Annotated in this window: 17 protein-coding genes; 7 read left to right on the top strand and 10 right to left on the bottom strand. The window is 55.7% G+C overall.

Annotated elements, in window-relative coordinates:
- Positions 1-80: 80 nt before the first annotated feature.
- The gene (locus L579_RS04745) at positions 81-281 is read left to right on the top strand and encodes a DUF2767 family protein (protein ID WP_013509199.1); all 201 of its coding nucleotides are present in this window, start codon (positions 81-83) and stop codon (positions 279-281) included.
- A 39-nt stretch (positions 282-320) separates the two neighbouring features.
- On the opposite strand, the gene nifJ is transcribed toward L579_RS04745, so the two are convergent.
- Positions 321-3,848: a pyruvate:ferredoxin (flavodoxin) oxidoreductase gene (gene nifJ, locus L579_RS04750; protein ID WP_021183142.1), complete on the bottom strand. Its 3,528-nt coding sequence runs from the start codon at positions 3,846-3,848 to the stop codon at positions 321-323.
- 349 nt (positions 3,849-4,197) lie between these two features.
- Here nifJ and L579_RS04755 point away from each other — a divergent pair, with 349 nt between their 5' ends.
- Positions 4,198-4,470 (top strand): putative hemolysin, encoded by a 273-nt coding sequence (locus L579_RS04755; RefSeq protein ID WP_021183143.1) that lies wholly within the window; start codon positions 4,198-4,200, stop codon positions 4,468-4,470.
- A gap of 15 nt (positions 4,471-4,485) precedes the next feature.
- On the opposite strand, the gene L579_RS04760 is transcribed toward L579_RS04755, so the two are convergent.
- Positions 4,486-5,478, bottom strand: a complete 993-nt coding sequence (locus L579_RS04760; protein WP_021183144.1) for a 2-hydroxyacid dehydrogenase — start codon at positions 5,476-5,478, stop codon at positions 4,486-4,488.
- A 164-nt stretch (positions 5,479-5,642) separates the two neighbouring features.
- Between L579_RS04760 and L579_RS04765 the strand changes: the two genes are divergently transcribed.
- The 3 genes from L579_RS04765 to L579_RS04775 are packed head-to-tail and all read left to right on the top strand — an operon-like array spanning position 5,643 to position 8,781.
- On the top strand, positions 5,643-8,264 hold the full coding sequence (locus L579_RS04765) for a YdbH family protein (protein WP_021183145.1): 2,622 nt from the start codon (positions 5,643-5,645) through the stop codon (positions 8,262-8,264).
- Positions 8,261-8,449 (top strand): YnbE family lipoprotein, encoded by a 189-nt coding sequence (locus L579_RS04770; RefSeq protein WP_013509194.1) that lies wholly within the window; start codon positions 8,261-8,263, stop codon positions 8,447-8,449. Before L579_RS04765 ends, L579_RS04770 begins: the two co-directional genes overlap by 4 nt.
- 11 nt (positions 8,450-8,460) lie before the next feature.
- Positions 8,461-8,781: a YdbL family protein gene (locus L579_RS04775; protein WP_021183146.1), complete on the top strand. Its 321-nt coding sequence runs from the start codon at positions 8,461-8,463 to the stop codon at positions 8,779-8,781.
- Between the two features lie 55 nt (positions 8,782-8,836).
- On the opposite strand, the gene azoR is transcribed toward L579_RS04775, so the two are convergent.
- Positions 8,837-9,436, bottom strand: a complete 600-nt coding sequence (azoR, locus tag L579_RS04780; protein WP_021183147.1) for an FMN-dependent NADH-azoreductase — start codon at positions 9,434-9,436, stop codon at positions 8,837-8,839.
- Between the two features lie 245 nt (positions 9,437-9,681).
- Between azoR and hrpA the strand changes: the two genes are divergently transcribed.
- Entirely contained in the window at positions 9,682-13,578 is a 3,897-nt protein-coding gene (gene hrpA / locus L579_RS04785) for an ATP-dependent RNA helicase HrpA (RefSeq protein WP_021183148.1), read from the top strand.
- A 50-nt stretch (positions 13,579-13,628) separates the two neighbouring features.
- On the opposite strand, the gene L579_RS04790 is transcribed toward hrpA, so the two are convergent.
- The 5 genes from L579_RS04790 to rstA all read right to left on the bottom strand — a co-directional run bounded on the left by L579_RS04790 (position 13,629) and on the right by rstA (position 18,896).
- On the bottom strand, positions 13,629-14,435 hold the full coding sequence (locus L579_RS04790) for a trypsin-like serine peptidase (protein ID WP_021183149.1): 807 nt from the start codon (positions 14,433-14,435) through the stop codon (positions 13,629-13,631).
- Positions 14,436-14,715: 280 nt separating this feature from the next.
- Positions 14,716-15,159: an acid resistance repetitive basic protein Asr gene (gene asr / locus L579_RS04795; protein ID WP_021183150.1), complete on the bottom strand. Its 444-nt coding sequence runs from the start codon at positions 15,157-15,159 to the stop codon at positions 14,716-14,718.
- A gap of 205 nt (positions 15,160-15,364) precedes the next feature.
- A complete protein-coding gene (locus L579_RS04800) occupies positions 15,365-16,852 on the bottom strand; it encodes a carboxypeptidase M32 (protein WP_021183151.1) in 1,488 nt (495 codons plus the stop codon).
- A gap of 14 nt (positions 16,853-16,866) precedes the next feature.
- Positions 16,867-18,174, bottom strand: a complete 1,308-nt coding sequence (gene rstB / locus L579_RS04805; protein ID WP_021183152.1) for a two-component system sensor histidine kinase RstB — start codon at positions 18,172-18,174, stop codon at positions 16,867-16,869.
- A complete protein-coding gene (gene rstA, locus L579_RS04810) occupies positions 18,171-18,896 on the bottom strand; it encodes a two-component system response regulator RstA (RefSeq protein ID WP_021183153.1) in 726 nt (241 codons plus the stop codon). The genes rstB and rstA overlap by 4 nt, the downstream gene beginning before the upstream one ends.
- 177 nt (positions 18,897-19,073) lie before the next feature.
- Between rstA and L579_RS04815 the strand changes: the two genes are divergently transcribed.
- Positions 19,074-19,487 (top strand): hypothetical protein, encoded by a 414-nt coding sequence (locus L579_RS04815; RefSeq protein ID WP_021183154.1) that lies wholly within the window; start codon positions 19,074-19,076, stop codon positions 19,485-19,487.
- Here L579_RS04815 and L579_RS04820 read toward each other — a convergent pair.
- Together L579_RS04820 and ydgH are read right to left on the bottom strand one after the other, a co-directional pair.
- The gene (locus L579_RS04820; protein WP_021183155.1) at positions 19,484-20,875 is read right to left on the bottom strand and encodes a basic amino acid/polyamine antiporter; all 1,392 of its coding nucleotides are present in this window, start codon (positions 20,873-20,875) and stop codon (positions 19,484-19,486) included. The genes L579_RS04815 and L579_RS04820 overlap by 4 nt on opposite strands.
- A gap of 207 nt (positions 20,876-21,082) precedes the next feature.
- Positions 21,083-22,036 (bottom strand): DUF1471 family protein YdgH, encoded by a 954-nt coding sequence (gene ydgH, locus L579_RS04825; RefSeq protein ID WP_021183156.1) that lies wholly within the window; start codon positions 22,034-22,036, stop codon positions 21,083-21,085.
- Positions 22,037-22,459 lie beyond the last annotated feature (423 nt).

The following is a 22,459-nucleotide window of genomic DNA, read 5'->3' on the forward strand; positions in this document are numbered from 1 at the left end:
TGCGCGAAGATTTTGCATGCGCCACGCTGACAGGATGAAGGCATGAGTTACTTTAGTTTCTAAAGGGTGAGGAGAGGCGGATGCAAACTTACGATATGGTTTTTGAAGAAGCGTGCCGGTTAGTCGGTCAATGTTATCTGGAACTGGCACAGCGTGGCGTGGCAACAGAAAAAGATGTGTTGGCAACGGAGTTACAAAATCTGCAACTCCGTTACCGCGAATTAACCGGTTCCCCCAACCGGGCGGTGGAGATGGCAATCACCCAACTCAAGCCCTGTTAATCATCATCAAGCCCGGCCATCTGTGCCGGGCTTTGTTTATCACTCGCTTTTCTCCGCTTTGCCAGCCAGCTCCGCTAACCGCTGATAACGTTGGTTAGCGGCCTCGCTGGCATCCCGCCACAACTGCGCAGCGGCTTCCGGTTGTTCGGTTTGCAACTGGCGGAAGCGCTGCTCATTCATCAATGCCTGCTCCAGCTCGGAAGTCGGTGGGCGCGAATCCAGTGACAACGCAGCTTTTCCCTGTTCCGCGCGTTGCGGATCAAAACGATACAATGGCCAGAATCCACTGGTGGTCAGCAGGCGCATCTGTTCATGGCTATACGCCAGGTCATAACCGTGTTCTTCGCACGGGCTGTAGGCGATGATCAGCGAGGGACCGGGCCAGGCTTCGGCTTCCTGTATCGCTTTCATGGTTTGATTCAACTGCGCGCCGAGGGAAATCTGCGCCACATAAACATGCCCGTACAACAATGTCGCCATGCCGAGATCTTTACGTGCCTTGCGTTTTCCCTGCTCACCAAATTTGGTGACCGCGCCGAGCGGGGTGGCTTTTGACGCCTGACCGCCGGTGTTGGAATAACATTGCGTATCCAGTACCAGCACATTGACGTTCTCGCTCAGGCTCATCACATGATCCAGCCCGCCGTAACCGATGTCGTAGGCCCAGCCGTCCCCGCCGATTAACCACACCGATTTATCGACCAGCGCATCGGCCGCAGAGATTAACGCCTGAGCAGCGGCGTGCGGCGCATTCTTCAGCTCAGCACGTAGCTGACTAATCTGTTCGCGACGTTGCGATGTGGTGACATTGTCACTTTTCAGAGCCGCCACCAGCGCTGCTGGCAACGCAGAGGCGCACTGATCCAGCAAGCGCAGGGCACGCTGGCGCTGCTGATCAACACTCAGGCGGAAGCCAAGGCCGAATTCGGCGTTATCTTCGAACAGCGAATTGGCCCACGCCGGGCCGCGCCCTTCGGCGTTGGTGGTGTAAGGCGTGGAAGGCAAATTGCCGCCGTAGATGGAGGAGCAACCTGTTGCGTTGGCAATCAACAGTCGATCGCCATACAGCTGCGTGAGGATCTTGATATACGGCGTTTCACCGCAGCCGGAACAGGCTCCCGAATATTCAAACAGCGGGGTAATCAGCTGTGAGGTACGGATATCAATACGCTCCAGTTGTTCTGCGGTGATCTCCGGCAGGGCGAGGAACGCGTCATAATTGATTTTCTCCGTTTCAACGTGTTCCAGCCGCGATTGCATATTGATGGCTTTGATTTCCGGGTGCTGGCGGTCGCTGGCGGGACAGACTTCGACGCACAGATTACATCCGGTGCAGTCCTCGGGAGCGACCTGCAACACGTATTTTTGTCCGCGCATATCACGCGATTTGACATCCAGCGACGCCAGGCTGGCGGGGGCACCCTCCAGCGCTTCCGGTGCCACGACTTTAGCGCGAATGGCAGCATGTGGGCAGGCGGCGACGCAATGGTTGCACTGGGTACACAGGTCGGGCTGCCAGATGGGGATCGCTTCCGCAATATTTCGCTTTTCCCACTGCGTGGTGCCGGTAGGCCAACTGCCATCCGGCGGCAGGGCAGAAACCGGTAACTTATCGCCCAGTCCGGCCAGCATGGCGGCGGTGACGGTTTTAACAAAGTCGGGGGCATTGTCGGCAACCACCGGTGGGCGATGTGGGCTGCTCGCATCCACCGCCTGCAACGGCACTGCTTCCAGCGCCTGTTGTGCCATTGCCAGCGCCTGCCAGTTACGCTGCACCAGCTCCTCGCCTTTGCTGCGATAACTGCGGGCGATGGTGTTTTGCAGTTCGGTCAGGGCGCTGTCGCCTGGCAGAATTTGTGTCAGTTGGAAGAACGCCATCTGCATTACGGTATTGATACGCGCGCCGAGCTGGCATTCCCGCGCAATTCGCGCTGCATTAATCACATAAAAACGCGCCTGTTTATCGTTGAGCTGCGTCTGCACCTCCTGCGGCAGGCGATGCCACACTTCATCGGCGGCATAAGGGGTATTCAGCAGAAAAATGCCGCCTGGTTTCAGTTGATCGAGCATCGAATATTTGTCGATAAATTGTAATTGGTGGCAGCCAATAAAATCGGCCTGCTGAATCAGATAGGCCGACTGAATCGGTTGCTGGCTGACGCGTAAATGTGAAACCGTCAGCCCGCCTGCCTTTTTCGAGTCGTAAACGAAATAGCCCTGCACCTGCCACGGTGTGGCGTTGCCGATAATTTTCAGGTTGTTTTTGGTGGCACTGACGCTGCCATCGCTGCCCAGCCCGTAGAACAACGCTTCAAGATGGGCGCGATTCGGCACAATGTTGGCTTCAGGCGGCAACGAGAGATGGGTGACATCGTCATAAATCCCCACGGTGAAGCGTGCAGGCGGCTGTGGGCGTTGCAGAGCACGAAACACCGCCAGCACCGCGTCGGGGGCAAACTCTTTCGACGACAAGCCATAACGCCCGCCACACACCTGCGGCAGGGTGCTGCGCTCGCCACGACTAAAGGCTTCTGCCAGCGCGGTCATCACATCCAGAAACAGCGGTTCGCCCAGCGCGCCAGGTTCTTTGGTGCGATCCAGCACCGCCACACGTTGCGTCGTTGTCGGCAACACGCTTAACAGATGCTGAGCCGAGAACGGTCGATACAGACGTACCTTGACCAGCCCGACTTTCTCACCGCGTTGTAGCAACTCATCAATGGCCTCTTCAGCGGTACCGCAGCCGGACCCCATCATGACAATCACCTGTTCCGCCTGCGGATGGCCATAAAACTCAAAGGGTTGGTAGCGGCGGCCCGTTTGTTCCGCAAACGCCATCATGGCGTTTTCGACATGTCCGGTGCAGGCGTCATACCAACGGTTGGTTGCTTCACGCGACTGGAAGTACGTGTCCGGGTTGGCCGAGGTGCCGCGAACGGTGGGGTGATCCGGCGTCAGGGCGCGGGCGCGATGCTGCGCAATCGCCTGCTGCGGCATTAGCGCCAGCAATGTTTCGTCACTGAGCGGCACGATTTTGTTGATTTCGTGTGAGGTACGGAAGCCATCGAAGAAATGGATAAACGGGATGCGGCTGTTGAGTGACGCCATTTGGGCGATCAGGGCAAAATCCTGCGCTTCCTGCACGCTGGAGGCGCAGAGCAGCGCACAGCCGGTCTGGCGCACTGCCATCACGTCGGAGTGGTCGCCAAAGATGGATAACGCATGGGTGGCAACGGTACGCGCAGCGACATGCAGCACAAACGGCATCAACTGCCCGGCCAGTTTGTACAGGGTGGGGATCATCAGCAGCAAACCCTGCGATGAGGTGAAGGAGGTGGATAACGACCCGGTTTGCAACGCGCCATGCACGGTGGCTATCGCCCCCCCTTCGGATTGCATCTCAACCACGCGTGGCACATCGCCCCAGATATTGCGGCGGCCTTCCCCGGACCAGCCATCGGCCAGTTCAGCCATGGTTGAACTGGGGGTTATGGGATAAATGGCGATAACTTCGCTGGTGCGGAAGGCGACAGAAGCCACTGCGCCATTGCCGTCGACGGTAATCATAAATCGTCCTTTGCTTCGCTGAGAATGCCCGTAAACATTACGTCATGCTTTATCGCGCGATACGGATTGCCATAAAGTTTCCGGGGTTAATTATCTCAGTCTAGCAAAGCGGGCAGGCATCACTTTCTCATCCGTGTGATGTCAGTAGCTCGCCGCACCACTGACTAAGGTTGCTGCTTTTTACATCATGACGGGTGCGGATAAGAGGTGAAAAAAGGCTAATCAGGATAATTCTGGTTGCAAAGTGTGAAAGAAAATTTTGTAAAAAGCTGTGTCGCCTCTCGACCCCTTGCTGCGCCTGACATATGCTGGTTCGAATTTTTCCCCCGAACCGCCCGGAGCCTGATCGATGAAAGCCGCTTCCTTCCTGCTGGCCGGTGTTGCGCTGTTACTTTCCGCTTGCAGCAGCAATAGTGATAATGAACCGCCACAACAGGCGACCGCTGCGCATATTCAACCGCAGGTGGTGATGTCGTCATTGGCTGAAACTAACTGTGCCAATGCCGGGGGAACACTGGCGTTTTCACGCCAGTTAGATGGTTCGCGCATCGGCATGTGCCAGATGGCGAATGGCCGTCGCTGCGATGAGCAGGCGCTGATCGGTGGAAGCTGCGCCCGCTAACGCAGGCGCCGGGTGTCAGGCTTTCACCTGGTTAGGGCAAGTTTCACCGCGTTCCAGCTGCCCCAGATTGTTTAACGTGGTTTCGGAGATGGCGGTCAATGCTTCCGCCGTCAGAAACGCCTGATGGCCGGTAAACAGCACGTTATGGCAGGCAGAGAGACGACGGAACACGTCATCCTGAATCACATCATTCGATTTATCTTCAAAGAACAGATCGCGTTCGTTTTCATACACGTCCATCCCCAGTGAACCGATTTTCTGCTGCTTCAGCGCATCGATTGCCGCCTGTGAATCAATCAAGCCGCCACGGCTGGTGTTGATAATCATCACGCCATCTTTCATCTGGCTGAAGGCCGCGGCATTCAGCAGATGGTGGTTTTCTGGCGTCAGCGGGCAGTGCAGGGTGATGACATCCGATTGTGACAGCAGGGTTTTGAGATCAACATATTCGGCTCCCAATTCCAGTGCCTGGGCGCTGGGATAGGGATCAAACGCCAGCAGGCGCATACCAAACCCTTTCAGAATACGCATCGCCGCCACACCAATCTTGCCGGTGCCGACGATCCCGGCAGTTTTACCGTACATATTGAAGCCGGTTAAGCCATCCAGCGAGAAGTTCGCATCACGCGTACGTTGATAAGCGCGATGGATACGCCGGTTGAGCGTCATCATCAGGCCAACTGCATGTTCCGCAACGGCTTCTGGCGAATAGGCGGGAACACGCACCACCTGCAAACCGAGAGCGGCGGCAGCCTCCAGATCGACGTTATTAAAACCGGCACAGCGTAGCGCGATATATTTCACGCCCAGCGCGGCCAACTCCTCCAGCACCACTTTGCCGCCATCATCATTCACGAAGATGCACACCGCATCACAGCCTACGGCGTTCTTGGCTGTGGTTTCCGTCAGCAGAAAGTCGAAGAACACCAGCTCGAATCCATAGCTGGCGTTAACATGTTCAAGATACTTCTGGTCATACTGTTTGGTACTGTAAACCGCAACTTTCATTGTTTCGCTCCTGAAAAATGGCATGTTGGCAGAGGACAGGATAACGTTTTCTGGTCGAAACAGCGCGCAATGATCGCATGCCACCGGGTAAAACCTTCATTTACCCGGCATAACATGCCATCATCTTCGTCAGGATTTTGTAAGGAACAGGAACGTTAGCTGCCATGACGCGGGGCCTTCGCCGAACACTTGCTGCGCTACTGGCGCTGATACTGCTGCTACTGGGACTGCTGCTGACGGTGACGCAATGGTTACCCCGGCTGGCAGGCATCTGGCTGCCGGAAGATACCCGCGTGGAGCTGAACGGCGCGCCAGGCTGGCAGCAGGGTGGCCTCTATTTCCCGGCAGTGCGTTACCTGGCGGGCGATTGTGAGCTGGCGAAAGTCAGCAATGTCAGCCTCGGTTGGCATCAGCATCGCTGGCAACTGCACGCCCGGCAGGTACAACTCGACAGCAACTGCCTGCAATCGCTGCCGCAAAACACCACCCCGAACGATGCGCCACGTACGCTGGCGCAGTGGCAGGCATTGCTGCCCGGCGCGGATATCCACCTCGACCAACTGGTGTTACTGCCGTGGCAGCAATATGCCGGGCAGTTTGATCTCACTCTGGATAAATCCGCACAGCAACTGCGTTATCAGGGCGAGAATCTTACCGTTGACGCCCGTCTGCAAGGACAACAACTGCAACTCTCGCGGTTGACGCTAACGCAACCGTTGCTCCCCAAACCGCTGGATCTACAGGGTACGCTGACGCTGCCCACCTTTGCCGACGGCCTTCCGGTCGCGGGTGAGTTAACGGGGGATGCAAGTCTGAGCCAATGGCCGCAGCCACTGCGGCTGGCGCTGAACTGGCAGCAGCAGCAAGGGACGTTAACCGTGAGTCAGCAGGGCGACGATCAGCCGTTGCTGCAACTACCGTGGCAGGTCGATCAACAACACATTCGTATTACCCAAGGACACTGGCGCTGGCCACAGCCCGATCAGCCGTTGTCGGGCGGTCTGGCATTGACCTTAACCGACTGGCAGCAGGGACTGGATCTCACCCAGGTTCAGGGACGATTTAACCTGCTGACACAAGGCAAAGGGGGCAAGGGCAACCTGGTGTTGAGTGTCGGGCCAGGGACGCTCAGCCTGAATAACAGCGCCTTGCCGTTCCAGCTTACTGGCGAAAGCAAATTCGCCCGGTTGCAATTATATGGCGCCATCCCCGGCGAGTTGCAGGGGATGCTGACCGACCCGCAACTGGTGTTGAAACCGGGTGCCTTGTTGCGCCTGCGTGGTCGGTTGTTGTCAACGCTGGAGGTGGATGAGGCGCGCTGGCCGCTGGCGGGCGTGACCCTGAGCAGCAAGGGGATTAACGGACGTTTGCAGGCGATTCTGCAAGCCCATGACCCCAGCTTTGGCCGTTTGCGGCTGCACCTCGACGGGCGCGCCACGCAATTCTGGCCGGACAGTGGACGCTGGAACTGGCGCTACTGGGGCGATGGCATGATGCAGCCGCTCAACGCCAAATGGGATGTCAAAGGGACCGGCAGTTGGCAGGATACCCTGATTAGCCTGGATACGCTGGACACCGGATTTGACCAACTGGCATATGGTATGGCGCAGGTGAGCAAACCGCGTTTGACCCTGACCGCACCGGTACGCTGGCAGCGCGATGCGCAGCAACCCAGCTTTGCTGGTGGCTTTGTGTTGAAATCCGGCCAGACGCATTTCAGCTATGGCGGCTGGTTGCCGCCGTCAGAGCTTGAGTTTGCGGCCAAAGGCAGCGACCCCAGTCAGTTTATCTGGCATGGCCAGCTTAAGGCGGGTGAGATCGGTCCGTTGCGGGTGAATGGTCGCTGGGATGGTGAGCGTCTGCGCGGCCAGGCCTGGTGGCCAGCACAATCGCTGGCGGTATTTCAGCCGTTGCTCAGTAGCGATTTGAAGATGCGCATTCAGTCTGGTCAACTTCAGGCACAAGTGGCTTTCTCCGCCGCTACCGATCAAGGTTTCGAGGCGGGTGGTCACTGGACAGTGAAAAATGGCGGCGTCTGGATGCCGGATAGCGAAATCAACGGCATCGATTTCTCGCTGCCGTTTCGACTGAAGGCCGACCAGTGGCAGTTGGGACGACGTGGGCCGGTTTCTCTGCGCATTGCCGAGATAAAAAACCAGTTTGCCTTGCAGAACATCACCGCCGATTTACAGGGGCATTATCCGTGGCAGGAACGTCAGCCGTTGCGGCTATCTAACGTCAATCTTGACCTGCTGGGCGGCCATGTCAGCCTGCCAGAACTGCGCCTGCCGCAGCACGAAGCGGCGCTGATTTCTCTGCGTGACATTGATCTCAGCCGCCTGATCACCGCCATCAAACCAAAGCAATTTGCTATGTCCGGCAAGGTGAATGGCGAGCTGCCGCTGTGGGTCAACAATCCGCGCTGGCTGATTGAAAAAGGCTGGATTGCCAATGGGGGACCACTGACGTTTCGCATGGATAAAGATATGGCCGATGCCATCACCACAAACAACATTGCCGCAGGCGCGGCGATGGACTGGCTGCGCTATATGGAGATCTCCCGCTCATGGGCCACGCTGGATCTGGATAACTTTGGCAATCTGACTCTGCAATCTGAGGTAAAGGGCACCAGCCAGTTCAGCAACCGGCGGCAGTCGGTCAATCTTAACTACCGTCATCAGGAAAACCTGTTCCAGCTGTGGCGCAGCCTGCGCTTTGGCGATAATTTGCAATCCTGGGTGGAGCAAAACGCCACCCTGCCATCCAAGAAGGATCCCCAACCATGAGCCTGAGGGCATTACTGGTGCTGGCAGCCGGGCTGCCGCTGATCGGCTGTGTGCCGCGCATTGAAGTTGCTGCGCCGAAAGAGCCAATCACCATCAATATGAATGTGAAAATCGAGCATGAAATCCACATCAAGGTCGATAAAGATGTGGAAGCGCTGCTGAAAAATCAGAGCGGTTTATTTTGAGGAGGGCAGCGATGAAACAAAAAGGAATCGCGTGGTTGCTGGCGATGCTGTTGGTACCTTCCGCCTGGGCACTGACGCTTGATCAGGCACGTCAGCAGGGGCGCGTAGGCGAAACCCTGAGCGGTTATATTGCGGCGCGTCAGCAGGACAGCGAAACCCTGGCGCTGGTGAAACGTATCAATGAGGGACGCAGCCAGCAATATCAACGCGTGGCGCAGCAGAACAATCTCACCAGCGGTGAGGTGGCACGCATTGCCGGGGAAAAACTGGTGGATCGTGCCGGTGCTGGCGAATATGTGCAGGGCATCAATGGACAATGGTTGCGCAAATAGCCAAAAAAAACCGGGCACTCAGGCCCGGCAAAAAGATAGCATTCTTTTTTAAAGCTTACGCAGCAACAATCTCTTTGATCGCGTCTTTCGCATCGCTGGCCGCTTTGGTCGCCACTTCCGGACCGTAAGCGATACCTTCTGCGAACACGAAGTTCACATCAGTGATGCCGATGAAGCCGAGGAACAGCTTAACGTACGGCGTCAGCAGGTCAGTCGGGGTATCTTTGTGGATGCCGCCACGGCTGGACAGAATCACTGCACGTTTACCTTTCACCAGACCTTCCGGGCCTGCTTCGGTGTAACGGAAAGTCACGCCAGCACGGGCAATCAGGTCGAAGTAGTTTTTCAGCTGAGTCGGGATGTTGAAGTTGTACATCGGCGCAGCGATAACTACGACGTCATGAGCTTGCAGTTCAGCAATCAGTTCGTCTGACAGAGCCAGCGCTTCTTGTTGACGCGGAGACAGCGGTGCATCAGACGGACGCAGCGCACCCACCAGCTCACCGTCCAGAACCGGGATCGGATTCGCGGCCAGGTCACGAACGGTGACGGTATCACCTTTGCTCTGTGCCTGTTCAACATAGAAATCAGCCAGTTGGTTGGACTGAGAGTAACCGGCTAGGATGCTGGATTTCAGAACTAATACTTTGCTCATGGTGTTTTCCTGTTTGTTACGCGGAAGGCTTACCGCTCAATGCGTTACACTCTACGGAGATCCCCCTGCGGTGAAAAGCGCAATATTTCGAGAGCTATGTTCGAATTTATTGAATAAGGCCGCACGCGCGGTCAGGGCGGCAGGGGCAAATTATGCTATGATGCCGTCCATTATTTGATGGAATCCGCCGTGATTTTCGGCCGGCAGCGCACCGGTTGCCCTGCCACAACAGGTAACTCATTACTATGTCATCATCCGTTACTTCTCCTTTAGCGCCGCTCTGGACGCGACTTGATAACCTGATGTTACGCGATCGCCAACGGTTACAACGGCGACTCCAGGGCGCGACAAAAGTAAAAAATCCTGAAGCACAACAGGGGATTGCGACCGAACTGGCCGCCGAGTTCACCCTCGCGGAGCAGCGCGTGGCGCAACGTATGGCGGCTACGCCGCGCATTACCTTTCCGGAAAATCTGCCGGTCAGCCAGAAGCAGCAGGCGATCGCTGAAGCGATTCGCGACCATCAGGTGGTGATTGTTGCCGGTGAAACGGGTTCGGGGAAAACCACGCAGTTACCGAAGATTTGTCTGGCGCTGGGCCGTGGGGTTAAAGGGTTGATTGGTCATACCCAACCCCGCCGTCTGGCGGCGCGCACCGTAGCGAACCGCATCGCGGATGAACTGGAGACGTCACTCGGTGGTTGCATCGGCTACAAGGTGCGTTTTAATGATCAGGTCAGCGACACCACCCAGGTGAAGCTGATGACCGACGGTATTTTGCTGGCAGAAATCCAGCAGGATCGCCTGTTGTTGCAATATGACACCATCATCATCGATGAAGCGCATGAACGTAGCCTGAACATCGATTTTCTGCTCGGTTATCTACGCGAATTGCTGCCACGCCGTCCCGATTTGAAGGTGATCATCACCTCGGCGACCATCGATCCCCAGCGCTTTTCACGCCATTTTCACAATGCGCCGGTGATTGAAGTTTCCGGGCGCACCTTCCCGGTGGAGGTGCGTTATCGTCCTGTGGTTGAAGAAGCCGAGGATACCGATCGTGACCAGCTTCAGGCTATTTTCGATGCGGTGGATGAACTGGGACAGGAAAGTCGGGGTGATATCCTGATCTTTATGAGTGGTGAACGCGAAATTCGCGATACCGCCGATGCGCTGATGAAGCGCGACTTGCCGCATACCGAGATTCTGCCGCTGTACGCGCGATTGTCGAATGCCGAACAGAACCGGGTGTTCCAGTCGCACAGTGGACGCCGCATCGTGCTGGCGACCAACGTGGCGGAAACCTCACTGACCGTGCCGGGTATTAAGTACGTTATCGACCCCGGCACGGCACGTATCAGCCGCTACAGCTACCGCACCAAAGTGCAGCGCCTACCGATTGAGCCGGTTTCCCAGGCATCGGCTAATCAGCGTAAAGGCCGCTGTGGTCGCGTCTCGGAAGGTATCTGTATCCGTCTCTACTCAGAAGACGATTTCCTCAGCCGTCCTGAGTTTACCGACCCGGAGATTCTGCGTACCAACCTCGCGTCGGTTATTTTGCAGATGACTGCGCTCGGGCTGGGCGATATCGCTGCCTTCCCGTTTGTCGAAGCACCGGATAAGCGCAATATCCAGGACGGGGTGCGTCTGCTGGAGGAGCTGGGGGCGATCACCGTCAATGAGGATGGTCACTACAAACTGACGGCATCAGGACGGCAACTGGCGTTGCTGCCGGTCGATCCGCGTCTGGCGCGCATGGTGCTGGAAGCGCAGAAATTTGGCTGCGTACGTGAAGCGATGATCATCACCGCTGCGCTGTCGATTCAGGATCCGCGTGAGCGTCCGGTGGAGAAACAGCAGGCATCGGACGAAAAACATCGGCGATTTGCTGACAAAGAGTCAGATTTTCTCGCTTTCGTTAATTTGTGGAACTATCTCCAGGAACAACAAAAGGCGCTGTCGGGCAATCAGTTCCGTCGCCAGTGTAAAAGCGACTATCTCAACTATCTGCGTGTGCGTGAATGGCAGGATATTTATACCCAGTTGCGTCAGGTGGTGCGTGAACAAGGTATGCCGGTCAACAGCGAACCTGCGCTTTATCGAGAAGTACACTGCGCGATGCTGACGGGCTTGCTATCACATATCGGGCAGAAAGACGCAGAAAAACAAGAGTTTACCGGAGCCCGCAACGCCCGCTTCTCCATCTTCCCCGGTTCCGGGCTGTTTAAGAAGCCGCCCAAGTGGACCGTGGTGGCGGAGCTGGTGGAAACCAGCCGTCTGTGGGGACGCATTGCGGCACGCATCGATCCTGAATGGATCGAACCACTGGCGCAGCATTTGCTGAAGCGCAGCTACAGCGAACCGCACTGGGAAAAAGCCCAGGGCGCGGTAATGGCCAGTGAAAAAGTGACGCTGTACGGTTTGCCGATTGTACAGGCGCGCAAGGTCAACTACGGCCAGATTGATCCGCAGCTAAGTCGTGAATTGTTTATCCGTCACGCGCTGGTGGAGGGGGACTGGCAGAACCGTCACGCCTTCTTCCGCAGCAACCAAAAACTGCGTAGCGAAGTGGAAGACCTGGAACATAAATCACGCCGCCGCGACATCCTGGTTGATGATGAAACCTTGTTTGCTTTCTACGACCGACGTATCGGCAGCGAGGTGGTTTCCGCGCGCCATTTTGACAGTTGGTGGAAAAAGGCCAGCAAAGAAAACGCGGATTTGCTCAGTTTTGATAAGCAGATGCTGATCAAAGATGGCGCGGAAAAGGTCAGCCAACTCGATTACCCGAATTTCTGGCATCAGGGCAACCTGAAGCTGAAACTCAGTTACCAGTTTGAACCGGGCGCAGATGCTGACGGGGTGACGGTGCATATTCCGCTGCCGCTACTCAATCAGGTGGAGGAAGGTGGCTTTGAGTGGCAGATCCCGGGCGTACGCCGCGAGCTGGTGATTGCGTTGATTAAGTCATTACCGAAACCGGTTCGACGTAATCTGGTGCCCGCCCCGAACTATGCTGAGGCCTTCCTGGGACGCGTTACGGCGCTGGAGCTGCCGTTGCTGGATGCGCTGGAGCGTGAGTTCCGCCGCATGACCGGTGTCACCATTGACCGCGAAGCCTGGCAGTGGGATCAGGTGCCCGATCACCTGAAAATGACATTCCGCGTGGTTGACGAACACAACCGTAAGTTGCAGGAAGGCAAGGACCTGCATCAGTTGAAGCAGGCGCTGAAAGGCAAAGTACAGGAAACCCTGTCGAAAGTGGCGGATGACGGGCTGGAGCAGAGCGGCCTGCATATCTGGAGCTTTGGTGATTTGCCACAAAGCTATGAACAGAAGCGGGGCAGTTATCAGGTCAAAGCCTGGCCTGCGCTGGTGGATGAAAAAGACAGCGTTGCCATCCGCCTGTTCGACAGTGAACAGGAACAACAAAAGATGATGTGGCGCGGTCAGCGGCGTTTGCTGCTGCTCAATATCCCGTCACCGATCAAATATCTGCATGAGAAGCTGCCGAACAAAGCCAAGCTCGGTCTGTATTTTAACCCTTACGGCAAAGTGCTGGATCTGATTGATGACTGCATCGCCTGTGGCGTGGATAAGCTGATGGGTGAAGCCGGTGGTCCGGCGTGGCAGCAGGAGAATTTCGAGCAGCTACGTGACAAAGTGCGTGCCGAACTGAATGAAACGGTGGTCACCATCGCGAAGCAGGTGGAGCAGATTCTGACCTGCGTATTCAATATCAACAAACGCCTGAAGGGCCGGGTGGATATGTCGCTGGCGCTGGCGTTGGCTGATATCAAAAATCAGATGAATGGCCTGGTATACCGTGGTTTCGTCACCGGCAATGGCTGGCAGCGGCTGGCGGATACCTTACGCTATTTGCAGGGCATCGAACGCCGTCTGGAGAAGCTGCCGGTGGACCCGCACAGCGATCGGGCGCGGATGTTGAAAGTGCAGGCGGTGGAGCAGGCGTGGCAGAGCTGGCGTAACAAGCTGCCGCCGCAACGTCAGGATGATGCAGAGGTGCTGGCGATTCGCTGGATGCTGGAAGAATTACGTATCAGCTACTTTGCCCAGCAACTGGGCACCCCTTATCCGATTTCGGATAAGCGTATTGTGCAGACTATGGAGCAGATGGGATGACCTTCGTATCGGCGCGATTTATCGCGCCGATACGGGGCATTAGCGCAATGCTATTGCGCTAATGCTTCCAGCTTGTCCCGGAACGAGGTGACGGCAATCGCACGGTTATCCGCACGATAACGGTCGGCCGGGGCAGGTGCCGAGCTTTGTACCGCAATCAGCTGCCAGCCATCATCTTTCTTCAGCAACAACGGTGAACCGCTGTCGCCGGGCAGGGTATCGCATTGATGCGATAGCACCGCGCGTTGCGCCCAGCCAGTCACCAGGCAATCGCTGTGTGAATACAGCGTATCCAGATGATCTTCCGGGTAACCCGCCTGTGTCACTTTACGACCGGTGGCTTTCAACGCATCGGTTAAATCGCCGCGTGATCCATCAAACAAGGGAATCGGGGTAATCGCCGAGGGTGGATTGTGCAGAATCACCAAACCGTAATCATAAGGGGCGGCGTCAGGCGGGACGATCCAGCCTTCGCCATCGGCTTTTAACTTACGCGCCAGCGACGGTTCGACGCGGGCGTCGATATCATGGATTTCATAACGCCAGCCTTTGCTGCCTGCCATAAAACGCAACGCCACCGGTTTATCGAACTTACCGGGCGGGGTGAGCAGGCAATGACCGGCGGTGAGCGCCAGATGGGCAGAGATCAGCGTCGCGGTGCACAGGTTGCCACTTTCGGTCTCCAGTTGACCAATGGCGTCCCAGGGGGCAGCGCTGACATCGCTGATCGCTTTGCGGTGATCCTTGCCAAAGAACAGGGTTTTGATGTCATCAGGGCTTGGCCCGTCTTCATCATCGGCATGTGCTGCGAGGTTAAAGCTGAAAATACCAACAAATAACAGGATAGCCAGGCGCATAGTTCTCTCAATGGCGAGAATAAGTAGAGGTTTTTGTCATCACGCTTGAGCGATAACTATAGTCGGAGAGCGGTAAAAAAGGGAGAAATATTGGAATAATCAGCACGCTACAACGACTAAATAAAAAAACTGGCTGCGACAATGCCGCACAGGATCACCACAATCAAAATGATTTCGAAGCGATAGCGACGCACCATATTCCGCTACTCCAGTAAACAAACACCCGGCAGAACCGGGTGTTTTCAATCATTAATGCAAGGTCGGGCGCGCGAAGGCAACCTTATTTAGCGGCTTTTTTGGTCGCTTTTTTGTGGTGCTTTTTAGCAGCCTGAGCTTTCTGTGCAGCTGGTTTAGTTACTTTTTTGTGGTGCTTTTTAGCAGCCTGGGCTTTCTGTGCAGCCGGTTTGGTTGCTTTTTTGTGGTGCTTTTTAGCAGCCTGGGCTTTCTGTGCAGCTGGTTTGGTTGCTTTTTTGTGGTGCTTTTTAGCAGCCTGAGCTTTCTGTGCAGCCGGGGCTTTCTTAGCTACTTTTTTGTGCTTCTTGGCAGCCTGAGCTTTCTGAGCAGCGGCTTTCTTGTGTTTGTGCGTAGTTGCTTTGTGCTTAACCGGTGCAGCAGTAGTGGTTGCAGCAGCAGCCGGAGCCGGAGTAGCAGTGGTTTCAGCTGCGAAAGCTACAGAAGACAGACCCATAGCAGCGGCGATCACCAGCGCAAATAATTTTTTCATTGCAAATTCCTCGAACTATTTTTTCATGTGTAGCCCACTGCGGGGCCGGTGAAATGACTATATGTAATCGCAACAGTTCTTTCCGTGAGGGATTGGTATCGGCGTGTAACGGAATGTACAAAGGTAGCGGCGCGATTTATCGCGCGGGTGTTTATACGGCGAAAAAGGCGCGATGAATCGCGCCGCTACGAAAACGCCGCGCAGTTTAATCAGTCAGGTAACGTTGTTCAAGATGCTGACGGAAATAGGCCGGATTTAAGGTTTCTCCGGTGGCGTTCACCAGTAACTGTTGGGTGGGGAAACGACTGCCGTGTTGCCAGATGTTTTGTTGCAGCCAGTCAAACACCGGTTGCAGCTCGCCGTGCTGAATCAGCTCGCTAATCTGTGGAAGCGCGCGTTTAACCGCCTGGAACAGTTGAGCGGCATACATTGCGCCCAGGGTGTAAGTCGGGAAGTAGCCAAAGGCACCGTCTGTCCAGTGAATATCCTGCATGCAACCGTCGCGGTAATTACCCCGGGTGTCGATACCCAGCGACTGCTGCATCTTTTCGTCCCACAGCGCCGGAATGTCATCAACTTCAATCTCGCCTTCAATCAATGCGCGTTCGATTTCGTAACGCAGGATGACATGCGCCGGATAGCTCAGTTCATCGGCATCGACGCGAATGAAACCAGGCTTCACGCGTTGGGTCAGCCGAATAAAGTTTTCACTGCTCAGGGCAGGTTGATCACCTATCAGGGCAATAACCTGCGGCTGGATATGCTGGAGAAACTCGCGGCTGCGTCCAAGTTGCATCTCCATAAACAGGCTCTGCGATTCATGCATCGCCGTGGAACGCGCAAGCGCGACCGGCTGGCCGCGCCACTGCTGCGGCAGGTTTTGCTCATAACGGGCATGACCGGTTTCGTGGATCACCCCCATCATGGCGCTGAGGAAGTCATTCTCGTTGTAGCGCGTGGTGATACGCACATCTTCGGGTACCCCGCCACAAAACGGGTGAGCGCTGACGTCGAGGCGGCCATGATTAAAATCGAAGCCCAGCGTCGCCATCAGGCTCAGGCCAAGCTGCTTTTGTGCCTCAATGGCAAAGGGACCAACCGGGGCGAGGGTGGTCTGATGCTGTTGCTTTGCCACCACCTTTTGCAGCAGATCCGGCAGCCAGCTTTTTAAATCACCAAACGTCTGGTCGAGTTGGGCGCTGGTCATCCCCGGTTCGAACACATCCAGCAGGGCATCGTAGCGCGAGATACCTGACGCTTCGGCGCGCAGTTGCGCTTCTTCGCGGCTTAATTTCACCACTTCCTTCAGATTGGCGGAGAAACCTTGCCAGTCGTTGGCCGGACGCTGGGTACGCCAGGCATGTTCGCAGCGTGATCCCGCGAGAGACTTGGCTTCCACCAACGAGGCGGGCAGCAGGGTAGCCTGCTGCCAGGCACGCTGCATTTCCGTCAGGTTTGCCTGCTCAACATCGTTGAGCGACTCCTGCTGCGCCGCCGCGAACAGGCCACCAAGGCGTTTATCGGTCAGCAGTTCGTGCATAAACACGCTCAGTTCCGCCATCGCTTCACCCCGGGCACGGCTGCCTCCGGCTGGCATGGCGGTTTGCATATCTACGCCAGCAATGGCACCTAAATGACCAAAACGAGACAGGCGCAGAAAAGTGCGGCTAAGTTCCTGATAAGCTGAGGACACAGGCAAACTCCTTGTTAAGTTAAGCGCGAGGGGATTTCCCGCAACGGTAAGTCAACCGGCCAGCAAAAGCGAACGCTGGCTCCGCCCAGCGGGCTGCTTTCAATGGTGACGTTGCCCTGCAACGCCAGCGCGATGGAGTGGACAATCGCCAGCCCCAGACCACAACCCCCGGTGGCGCGATCGCGGCTGGGATCGAGTCGTACAAAGGGTTCAAACACGCGTTCGCGTTCTTCCTGCGGGATGCCGGGGCCATCATCCTCCACCTGCAAACAACCAACGCTGCCGTCAAACCACAGGCTGACACGCAACCGTGACTGGGCGTAGCGCAGCGCATTGTTGACCAGGTTATCCAGTACGCGTTCCATCAAACGGGTGTCGGCAACGCCGTAGTTTTCACGTTGCGGAATGTCGAGATCGATTTGCGCCTGCGGATTGATCGCCTGTACATCTTCAATATGCAGCCGCAGCCATTCGGCAAGATCGAACGATTTCAGGCTCAGGTCGACCCGAGGGCGGTCAAGACGTGCATAGGTGAGCAACTCTTCAATTAGACTCTCCAGCTGCCCGATGTCACGATTAAGCGCGGCAGATTCGCTTTCGCTGAGGTTTTCGCTCATCTCCAGGCGGTAACGCAGGCGTACCAGCGGGGTGCGTAATTCGTGGGCGATGCCGTCAATCAGCTGCTTTTTGCTGGCGACCAGCGTGTTGATGTTATCAGCCATCTGGTTGAAAGCCACGCCGAGACGGAACAGGCTGGAGGTGCTGTCGAAATGGGTACGTACGTCCAGCTCGCCGCGGCCGAAGCGCTGCGCGGCTTTTTCCAGCCGCAGCATCTCTTTCCAGTGCGGGCGCATCCAGATAAACACCGGCAATGCCAGCGACATGCCGATAAACGCCAGCAGCGCGATATCCAGCAGGCGCATCTGGTGCAGATAAAACAGATAAGGGATCGGGCCGACCGACAACACATAGTGGCTGCGCGGGATGTGTTGCAGGAAGGTGTATTGATCGTCGAGCGCGACGATTTCCCCCGCGCGCAACCGCTTCATATTCAGCTCATCAAGTTCATATTTACTCATTGGCTCGATGTGCAGGTCAAACGAGAGGTTGAGATCGAGACTACGAATGGTTTTGTTCCAGTCATGCGGCGGGATCTCGCGCAACTCGCTGCGCATCAGAAACAGTGAGCTGGCCATCAAATCGTTCATCGACTGGCGTCCGGCGCGTTCGGCCGTGAATTTGTACACCAGCCCAACCAGCAGGGTCATCACCAGAAAACAGACAAACAGCAGCAGATAGAACTGGATAAAGAGCTTTCTCATGCGGTTCGGGTATCCCAGGCCTGCGGCGCGAACAGATAACCTTTGTTACGGATGGTTTTGATGCGAAACGGCTCGGTTGCGCTGTCGTACAATTTTTTGCGCAGGCGCGAAATTGCCACATCAATGCTGCGATCCATCCCGTCATAGCTGACGCCACGCAGGGTTTGTAACAGCGCATCGCGATTGAGGATCTGTCCGGCGTGGTTCGCCAACTCCCACAGCAGATCGAAATCAGCGGTCGACAGGGTGATGTTTTCATCAAACAGCGTGACCTGACGATTCAGCGCATCGATGGTCAGCGAGCCAAAGCGCAACACTTTTTGCGAGCTTTGGACCGCCGGCGTGATTTCCGGCTGGCCGATATGCGCCTGGCGTAAATGGAGACGCAGGCGTGCCAGCAGCACAGCGGGTGGGGTGGTTTTGAGAATATAGTCGTTGGCACCCATTTCCAGCGCCAGAATGTGGTTCATATCGCTATCCAGCGAGGTCAGCAACACAATCGGGCCTTGCCAGCTGGCGCGTAAGTCGCGACACAGGGTCATACCGTCTTTCCCTGGTAACATGATATCCAGCATCACCAGGTCAGGATCCGCAGCGGCAATGGTGGCTTCAGCGCGATCGCCGCGCGTTTCCACGATCACGTCAATATCATGACGCCCAAGGTAGGCGGCAATCAGTTCGCCGACTTCCGGTTCATCTTCCACATATACAATCTTGTTCATAATCCACTGCGACTGGTGAGTATGGACAGCAGCATAGCTTTTTCGGCCTTTCAGCTCTATGCTACAGCACGAAATATCCTTTGCTCTCTGGTATCCGCACGGTGAAATGTGCCATTATTACCGACGCGTTGTAGCGCAAGGTTCGGAACCGTAATGAAAAACAGGAGGAGTGCGAGGGTGTCTGATAAAGAGCTGGCTTCAGCCGGATACAGTGACCGCATCTGCTTCAATTACAGTGATTTCCTTTCCGCCTCGTGTAAAAAACGCTGGAGCTTCGTCGACGCTATCTATGGCGTGTTGCCGATTTTCGGCATGGTCACCCGTAAATCAGCGCACAGTTTACAGGCCAGCGATGACCATCTGAAAGAATTAGCATTACAAATCATTTCAACCCAGGTCAGTGACGAGATTAACATTGCTCGCCTGATTACCCTTGCTGAACAGCAGCACATCAGCCGCTTTGATATCCAGTTACCTTATCCGCTGTCGGCGGAGCAGCTTGACGCTATCCATCATGAATACCGTAAGCCGCTCAACCTGACACAGCAGGGCGACCTGCTATGTGTCACCATTCCCGGCAAGCCGCATTAATTCGCCAGCTGCCACACGGCGGGCAGGGACGCGGCCATCAACATCATAATCGCGATACGTTCCAGCTGTGACAGCGCGTTGCTGGCACGGCCGCCACGGCGCGCATAGAGAAACAGCAACACGCCCGGCGCGTACAGCACCACCGAAAGCAGCAGATGCAGTGGACCAGAGGCGTACAGCAGCCAGATGCCATACAGGCTGGCACCGATGCCGGTCAGCATCAATAACGGTTTCTGCTGGCCGCGTACCACCTTGATCAGGTAAAGGCCAACCAGCAGATAGGGCACGAGGATCATCTCGGACGCGATGGTCAGCAAGGTATTGTAATCGGCGCCGGTGACGGCAATCAGAATCAGACAGACCTGAACGCTAGCGTTGGTGAGCCATAGCGATGCCGCAGGCGCGTTGTGGCGATTCTGGCGGGCGATGCTGCGCGGGAAGGCCCCTTGCTGCGCCGCGAGGAACGGCACTTCGGCTGCCATAATGGTCCAGCTCAGATAAGCGCCGCACACCGAGATAATCAACCCGATGGCAATCACCGCGTCACCCCAGTGGCCGATCAGATGCTGCATTAAGCCCGCCATCGAGGGATTGCGCATCTGCGCCAGTTCGGCACGCGGCACCACGCCAAGCGACAGCAACGTCACCAGCAGATAAACCAGCAGCGCCGCCAGCACTGCCAGCAGGGTGGCGCGTCCGACATCTTTCTTATGGCGGGCGCGAGCTGACACCACCACTGCACCTTCCACGCCGATAAATACCCACAAGGTAATCAGCATGGTCTGCTTCACTTGTTCCCACAGCGGTTTGCCCAGGGCAACGCCAGTGAAATCGAGACGGAAACGGTCGAGGTTAAACGCCAGCACAGCCAGCACCACAAACAGCAGCAACGGCACCAGTTTACCCAGAGTTGCCAACAGATTGATGCTGGCTGCCGTCTGCACCCCGCGCAGCACCAGGGCGTGGACCAGCCACAGCAGCACCGATGCACCGAGCATCGCCTGCCAGGTGTTACCGTCACCAAAGACCACATGACCCGGACTGTCAGTGAAAAAACTCAGGGCGGAAAAGACAATCACCAGATAGGAGACATTGGCTATCACTGCGCACAGCCAGTAGCCCCACGCCGAGCAGAAGCCCATCAACTCGCCAAATCCGGCACGCGCATAGGCGAAGATGCCGCCATCCAGTTCCGGTTGCAGACGCGTCAGAAACAGCATCGCCAGTGAGAGCAACAGAATTCCGACGCCAGTGATTAACCAGCCAATCAGCAATGCCGCAGGACCGGCAACTGCGGCCATATTTTGTGGCAGGCTAAATACCCCTGCGCCGAGCATTGAACTGAGCACCAGCGCGGTGAGCGCGCTAAGACCTAATTTTTTATCCAAAACGCCATTCCTGAACAGCAGAGTCTGCTGGGTAAAAACGATTCCGCTGGAGATTAATGCGACGAATTGCCGTCATTAACACGGAATACCCTGAAAATCAGGCGGCAGATTCTACGGAGTGCAACACGGGAAGGCAATGCATGATGATGCAGAGATGCTCAGCATTTATGCAAATAGCAGGGCGACGGGTGTCGCCCTGTGGGGAGATTACTTGAACAGATCAGCCGTGACGGTCAGGTTACCGCCGCTCTGGTTCTGCCACTGACGGGTGACATGGTAGAACTTCGCCCCTTTATCCGCGGCGCGTTTTGCCACTTCTTCAGAGATCTCAGTCGGTGAACCGAAGTGGCCAGTAAAGGTCACGGTATCAAACGGCTGCATTTGCGCTGCCGTGATAGCGTTCACTTCCTGAATTTTGGTGCCGTTTGGCAGGGTGACGGTATAGCGCTGCCCGGTGGAGGATTGGGTTTCAAAGAAACGACCTACACTGTTGCTTGGCGTTTCTGATGAAGCAACACCCGGGATCTCCACTTTCTTCGCTTCTGCGCCACCGGCTGCCAGCGCAGCTTTACCGGCTTCAGAATCGGCCGGAATCAGGTTCGGGCTTTGTACCTTACGTTCTTTGGCATCGGCCTTGTAGACATAGGCCGTCACGTACTGGTTGCCGCCGTTGTTGGCGTCAATTTGACGAATAATAAAGAAGGAAGCCGCACCTTTCTCTTTGGCCGCTTTTGAAATGGCATCGTTGACGTCCGGCTGGCTGGAAAAGAAGCCGTTGACGGAAACGGTATCGAACGGTTCCAGACGGTAGGCTTCCGCTTTCGGCAGCGCTTTAACGCCATTGTAGGTCAGGTATTCCGTCGTTTTGGACGCTTCTGGGGCATCGGCATGATACAGGTCAGCCGTCACACGCCAGTTACCACTGTTACCGGTGGCATCATTGATACCCTGGATATAAAAAGAGGCTGCGCCCAGTTCGTCTGCACGTTTTGAGACAGCGTCAGCAGCGTCGCCAATGGCGTTGAAACGGCCGGTGATATTAATACGTTCGAATGGCTTCAACGCGGCCGCTTTTTCCGGCGTCAGTTCCTGCGCAGCAAACGCATTGGCTGCCAGCAGAGATAACAAGGTGGACGCCAGAATGGTGTTCTTCAGCTTCATAAAAATGATCCTTCGCCTTACGCAAAAATGAGTACGAAAACGTGCTGGACTCTTGATGTATAACAGATTAGCCGCTGATTATTGCATGTAATAATCAGCCTGTCTCAGCCAATTTATGCGGCCTGAATTGACAATCATCCCGAATTATTCATTTGGTTGTCATCACTATCTGCTATGGCGTTTTTTTGTGCGCGTTACCACTAAATCTGGTAACACTTAGTACCGCAATAGTTAAAGTATTGTTAAATAAAGGTTTTTAATAACACTTAATTCGCCGTGACACGATTTTGCTCAGCATATAATTTTTTATTATGGCCGAAATCTAGTGGCAAAACGCGGCAATCAATCTTTGCTTCTGAATATTTGTGTGAATGTCATAAGTATGCATTATCGCTGTGGATCGCTATTCATATTTTCAGTAGG

The sequence above is a fragment of the Pantoea sp. AS-PWVM4 genome (genome assembly GCF_000468095.1).
GTDB lineage: Bacteria > Pseudomonadota > Gammaproteobacteria > Enterobacterales > Enterobacteriaceae > Pantoea > Pantoea phytobeneficialis.